The sequence below is a fragment of the Cyanobacterium sp. T60_A2020_053 genome (assembly GCA_015272165.1).
In the GTDB taxonomy this organism is placed as follows: domain Bacteria; phylum Cyanobacteriota; class Cyanobacteriia; order Cyanobacteriales; family Cyanobacteriaceae; genus Cyanobacterium.
In genome coordinates this window covers 1-4,344 of sequence record JACYMF010000091.1, presented here as the reverse complement: position 1 = coordinate 4,344, position 4,344 = coordinate 1, and the positions used below count along the sequence as shown (strand labels likewise).

The 4,344-nt window shown below is 39.2% G+C and carries 3 protein-coding genes; all 3 read right to left on the bottom strand.

Annotation, left to right across the window (positions count from 1 at the left end; all coding sequences use genetic code 11):
• Positions 1–256: 256 nt before the first annotated feature.
• The 3 genes from IGQ45_12620 to IGQ45_12610 all read right to left on the bottom strand — a co-directional run bounded on the left by IGQ45_12620 (position 257) and on the right by IGQ45_12610 (position 4,114).
• Positions 257–1,378 carry an alanine racemase gene (locus IGQ45_12620; protein ID MBF2058024.1) on the bottom strand — a complete coding sequence of 374 codons (1,122 nt, stop codon included), beginning with the start codon at positions 1,376–1,378 and terminating at the stop codon, positions 257–259.
• A 145-nt stretch (positions 1,379–1,523) separates the two neighbouring features.
• Positions 1,524–2,699, bottom strand: a complete 1,176-nt coding sequence (locus tag IGQ45_12615) for a transaldolase (protein ID MBF2058023.1) — start codon at positions 2,697–2,699, stop codon at positions 1,524–1,526.
• Positions 2,700–2,920: 221 nt separating this feature from the next.
• A complete protein-coding gene (locus tag IGQ45_12610; protein MBF2058022.1) occupies positions 2,921–4,114 on the bottom strand; it encodes a S1 family peptidase in 1,194 nt (397 codons plus the stop codon).
• Between the last annotated feature and the right edge of the window lie 230 nt (positions 4,115–4,344).

Here is a 4,344-nt window from a genome sequence, read left to right as displayed (position 1 = left end):
ACCGTAGGGCATACGGGAACATACGCTTGGGGAGATTTGCCCTCTTGGGCGATTGGTGCAAACCTGTCGTCTAACGGCGAGTCAGTGAACCAAGAATCCCCCACTATAACCCGTAGGGTTTAGTGGTGGGAGTGTCAATAAGGTATCATTCCATGTTCGGATTCCGTTACTTTAGATTATATTGACATCGATGAGGAGTCAATCCCTTTAGTTGCGTAACCCTCTGAACTTTTACAATCAAAGAGTATGAGGATATTCAATAATTAATTCGAGGTAAGCGATTTTTAAAACCGCAAAGAATCTCCCAAGATATTGTACCAATGGTATTAGCCCAATCATCAGCCGTAATTGAATAAGCCCCTTCCTTTCCCATGAGCGTCACTATTTCACCCACAGTAACATCAGGAAAATCAGTAATATCAATCATCATTTGATCCATTGTGATATTACCAATTTGACGGGCAAATCGCCCTTGGACAATGACTGGCAGACGATTAGAAAGTAAACGAGGTACACCATCAGCATAACCAATACCAATCACCGCCACACGGGTATAGTCAATACATCTAAAAGTATGGCTATAACTCACTCCAGAATTAGGAGGAAGAATTTTAATTTGCGTTATTCTTGCCTTCACGCTCATAACTGGAGTCAATTTTATTTGATCAGCGAGGAAGGGCGCTGGATGTAAGCCATAAAGTGCTAAACCAATCCTCACCATATCATAATGAAATTCCTTTGTCCTCAATGTTCCAGCCGAATTAGCAAGGTGAATCATTGGTAAATTATGACCTTGATTTTTAATGGTTTGAATCACCTCACGGAAGCGCCCTTGCTGTAAATTAGTCACCGTAGGATCAAGATCATCAGCACAGGCAAGATGAGAATAAACACTTTTGATGCTGAAGCAAGGATTTTTTGCGACCGTTTCAAAAAAAACTGCACTTTTGTGCCATAATACCCCTATCCTAGACATTCCTGTGTCAATTTTTAGATGTACTGGTAAATTTATTTCTAAACAGTGTAAAGTGTCAGCAAAAATTTCAACTTGCTCCATACTACCAAGAGTAGGTTCTAACTGCCACTGTACAATTTCCTTAATTTCCTCTACGGTATTAATAGCTCCTAAAATCATAATTGGTGCGGTAACGCCACCTTTTCTTAGTTCGATACCCTCATTTAGAGTCGCAATCGCTAAATAATCAGCGCCCTCCGCCGTTACTGTTTGTGCAACTTTCAATGCTCCATGACCATAAGCATCGGCTTTAATCACCGTCATTAATTTGGTTTGAGGAGATAGTATAGTGCGCAAGGCGCTTATATTTTCTGTTAAGGCTTGATGATTAATTTCTATCCATGCTCTTTTTTGTTCAATCATTTTTCCATAAGGGTTAATTAAAAATGTTGGCAAGGGGAGGAGGGCGCTTTTTTGGATGATAGAGAGGAAAAACATACTGGAAAGCTGCGGAAAAAGGATAGACGGATAAATAAATACCTATCCATTACCCTTTATCTACAATAATTTAACAGGATTTAGCGAGATAAACCACAGCGCCCAAGCCACAAGCCATTTCATCTGGGGAAATTTTACCATCATGGTTGGCATCCATGGCATCAAAAACGGCGTCAGCGCCCGCCCATTCTTCACGAGAAATGAAACCGTCACCATCTAAATCAAAGACATGAAAAATATCTTCAATGGCATGAGTTAAGGCTTCCTCCCCTTCGAGGCGCGCTAAACGATTAGCCAATAAATCTTCCAAAGTTTCCAAGGCTTTAGTAAAACCTTTAATTCCTTCATCTAACTTCTCATTAGCCATTTTATCTTCTTGGTGCATACGCTCAAAAGTGGCTTTATCTACAGAAATTTTCTCAATTTCTACCGTTGAAGCATTATCAGGAGATAATTTACGGGGTAAATCTTCTTCGGTTTTAGCTAATTGTTCTAATAATTTAGGGGAAATAGTCAATAAATCACATCCAGCTAACTCACAAATTTCGCTAATATTACGGAAACTAGCGCCCATCACCTCAGTTTGATAACCAAATTTTTTGTAGTAGTTGTAAATTTCTGTTACCGATTGCACTCCCGGATCTTCAGCGCCGATATAATCCTGATTAGTAGTTTTTTTATACCAATCCAAAATTCTACCCACAAAAGGAGAAATGAGAGTAACACCAGCTTCCGCACAAGCTACCGCCTGATGAAAGCCAAATAGAAGGGTAAGATTACAGTGGATACCTTCTTTCTCTAAAGTTTCCGCCGCGCGGATACCTTCCCAAGTAGCGGCGATTTTAATTAAAATTCTCTCTTTACCAATACCAGCTTTTTCATACTGAGAGATTAGATAACGTGCTTTATTAATAGTCGCTTCCGTATCGAAAGATAAGCGCGCATCAACTTCCGTAGAGACTCTACCCGGCACAATATCCAAAATTTTCTTACCAAATGCTACGGCTAACCAATCCACCGCTAATGTAACTACATCGGTGACGGGCGCTTTTTCTCCTAACTCTTTTCTCGCTTCCATCAAAGTATCATCCACAATAGCTTGATATTGTGACATCTGCGCTGCCGCAGTAATTAGAGAAGGATTCGTTGTAGTATCTCTGGGAGTAAATTGTTCGATTGCCTCAATATCCCCAGTATCAGCTACGACGATAGTGTATTGTTTTAATTGATCGAGTAAGTTAGTCATTTTTGCTCCTTTTTGGTTAATTTTAGCTAATTAACCGTTTCTCGCTTTTCTCTTTGATTGTAGCAAATGTTCACGAGAGGATGACAAGTAATAATGAGGGGGTAATAGATAATGGGAAGAATGCAGAAGTAATTGTTTTCTTAATTCTCAACTTTTTCTTCCCTTTGCCTCTTGTCTTTTTAACTAATTTAATTGCCACTACTAATTTAGTCTTAATATATCTATTTTTTACGACTGATAAATAGGCTAAATCCGGTAAGAATAATGCTTAAAATTGAATGTGGTTCAGGTACACTAATAGGGTCTTGAGGATTGGGACTATTGATGTTATTATTAGGCTCAGGCGGTGGTGAAATTACAGTTAAGTTATTACCAAAATTGTTGGTATCAAAGTTGCCAAGGTCATTATTTAATACTGCTTGAATCCAAGGTGTATAGAGAGAAACATTAGCATCCCCTGCAATTTCACCAAAACTTGAATTTAGGATATTATCAATGTCGGATGAGGATAATCTTAAACCGTAAGAAGTTACCCCCATTATTTTACCATCAGGGGTGAAAGTAGGGCCACCAGAATCACCGGGTGCGGCGCTAACTTCATTATTTCCTAGTCCTAAGTTATTACGGGAAAAGAAACCAAAGGCATCATTGGCAGAATTACCGTTATCAAAATCATATTGTAATTGTGAATTACTCACAAAAGAAAAGGGTGCATTTAAGGCAGTGAGAAGTAAATCGCCAAAAGCATCATAACTATTTTGACCACTTCTTTTCGTACCACTATTTAATACTGAGCCTTGATTGCCATTCCCAGCGCGCCCCACCCCAACTTTATCCACGGCTTGATTAAACAAAGTTGCGGGATTATCCGTAAAAATTTCGTAAGGTGTAAGGTTGAGGGCGCTGGTAGTGGTTCTAATAATAGCTAAATCTCCACCCTGTAATAAATTACCCGTCCAGAAGGGCGCTAAAAAGGTACTTTGACCTGTTAAAACTTCTCCATTGCCAAAAGTCGCTTGTACACCATTTACAGAGGGTGTACCATTCAAATCAGTTAAACAATGGGCTGCAGTTAGTAAAAAATCACTACCAATTAAGGACCCAGTGCAACGGGCAAAACCACCACTATTTAAACTGAGTCTTAAATCAGCAACGGCATCAAAAAGAGGAGTATTAACGACATAGTCAGCAGGATTACCAAAAGTGGTTAATAGTGGCTTTAGGGTAGCGGTAACGGATTGACTACTACTAATATTTTGTTCTTGATAGGGAGTGTAAAAGTAATCGTCTGTAGCGGTGACATCCTCAAAAGTGTAATTTAATAGGCTATTGTTAGACAAATTAATTGCCTCGGCTGAATTAACAAACACTATTCCAGTGGTAATGCCCAAAAATAAACCGATACTTTTTTTCATATAGTAATCTTATGCCTGTTGTGAGAATTATTTTTCATAATACATAAAAACGAAATATAGGAATACTAAATTATTAGCAAAATTACTATTGCTTGACACTCCCACCACTAAACCCTACGGGTTATAGTGGGGGATTCTTGGTTCACTGACTCGCCGTTAGACGACAGGTTTGCACCAATCGCCCAAGAGGGCAAATCTCCCCAAGCGTATGTTCCCGTATGCCCTACGGT

Excerpts from the sequence above, each read along its gene's own strand:
- IGQ45_12620 (MBF2058024.1), bottom strand. The coding sequence starts at position 1,378 with ATGATTGAACAAAAAAGAGCATGGATAGAAATTAATCATCAAGCCTTA.
- IGQ45_12615 (MBF2058023.1), bottom strand. The coding sequence starts at position 2,699 with ATGACTAACTTACTCGATCAATTAAAACAATACACTATCGTCGTAGCT.
- IGQ45_12610 (MBF2058022.1), bottom strand. The coding sequence starts at position 4,114 with ATGAAAAAAAGTATCGGTTTATTTTTGGGCATTACCACTGGAATAGTG.